The 1,711-nt window shown below is 57.8% G+C and carries 1 protein-coding gene; it reads right to left on the bottom strand.

What is annotated here, in order from left to right; translation table 11 throughout:
- Positions 1-326: 326 nt before the first annotated feature.
- Entirely contained in the window at positions 327-1,541 is a 1,215-nt protein-coding gene (locus tag ABHU32_RS09775) for an MFS transporter (RefSeq protein WP_175406083.1), read from the bottom strand.
- Positions 1,542-1,711 lie beyond the last annotated feature (170 nt).

Here is a 1,711-nt window from a genome sequence, read left to right as displayed (position 1 = left end):
GCCGACGCCCATCAGGAACACGGCGTCGTAGCCCTCGTCGGCGACCTTGTCGGCGAGCGCGGTCATCTTCTTGCCGGCCTCGTAGACGTTCTTGCCGTCCTCGACGTAGCCCTCCTGGCTAAAGTGCATGATCTCGATCTTCTCGGTTTCCTTCATGGCTTTTCCTTTCTGTCCTGCACGCGAATCTATACATCGCGTTTCTTTTCGATACCAATTATAGACATACACCCAACGTGTTTTTAATACCACTTTTCAATCTGTTCCAATCCTCGGTGAACGGTCGAAATTCTCTGGTGAGTGGTATTAAATTAGAATTTGATGTATAGCTAACGCCCCCGGCGTCTCCCTTGTGTGACAAAGAACAGCGTTCCTACCAGCGCAATAATGGTCGATGCTCCAAACAGTACCGTCTGGACGCCCAAAGCCTCCGCCAAAAACGGAGCCGCCAGCAGCGGCACCACGCCGGCGCTCATCAGGCCAAAGCGCACAAAGCCGGTAATGCGACCCAGGTATTTGATGTCGGCGCGCTCCTGAATCAAGATCATCTGCAGCGGCTCCAGGAACCCCCAGGCCAGACCGTTAATCGCCTGACCGACAATCGCGACCCCCAGCATATCTGTGCCCACGTACACCATGGACCCAATGCCCACGGCCATGAGCGCGCCGAGCAGCAATCGTAGGTTGACATGGCGAGCAGAAAGCTTGGTCAGGATGAACGCGCCCACCGAGGAAGTGAGGCCCACGACAGAGGACAGCCAGCCCAGCCAGACGATATCCACGTTGAGCACATCACGGTAGAACAACGACTCAAGCGAATCAAACGCGCCAAACGCAAAGAATCCCAAAAAGCCCGAGATAAAGATGAGGCGCAGGTCGTGGTCGCGAAACGTAAGTCGCGCACCCTCGGCCATGCCGCCCAGAATACCGCCCTTCGGCTTTTCCCCTTTTGCGGGAACAACGCACTCGCGACAGCCCAAGGAGAGCACGGCCGCCACACCCATCATGCCCGCCATGAGCAGGTAGACCGATTGCGTGGCAAAACAGCTCACGATAGCACCGCCGAGCAGCGGGCCAGCGGTATAGGCGATATTGCTGTAGAACACCATGAGGCCGTTCACGCGGGTACGGCCCTCGGTGGTCGACTCCAGGTATCCCGGAAACGCATGCGTGCAGGTGTTGATAAAGCCGCCCGCAAGCCCCAAGACGCACGCGGCAAACACAAGCCCGGGGACAGACAGCGGCGCCAACCCCACGCCAAGCGATAGCACAGCCGTAATCACGCACGTCACAAATGACGTCCGGCGCGGTCCAAAGCGATCGATGACCGAACCCGACACCATATTGCCCGCCGACGTCATAAGATTGCGCACGAGCGTAATGGCGGCAACCAAAAAGGCCGTGCCGGCCAGATCATACGTGGCCGCACCGATAAGCCCTAAAAAGTAGACCGCGTTGTTGGCGCACCACTGCAGGGACTCAATAAGAATCAGCCTGACCTCCGCCGGCGTCAGGCGCATTGCTTCGCGATCCTTCGCGAACATACGAACTCCTTCTATACAAAAAGGGGATGGAGGGCATAGGCCTGCTCCATCCCCTTTCCAGGTTGCAACGAAAATCTATGCAGCCGGGCCCTTACGCCAGCACGCCGAAGAACGCGCCGATGATGCCCACGACCATGGTGGCCACGATCAGCACCATGGGGTTGATCTTC

The sequence above is a fragment of the Collinsella aerofaciens genome, assembly GCF_039758965.1.
GTDB classification, from domain to species: Bacteria; Actinomycetota; Coriobacteriia; order Coriobacteriales; family Coriobacteriaceae; genus Collinsella; species Collinsella aerofaciens_BR.
Note: the sequence above shows the minus strand (reverse complement) of the source record. Positions and strands in the feature narration are given on the sequence as shown.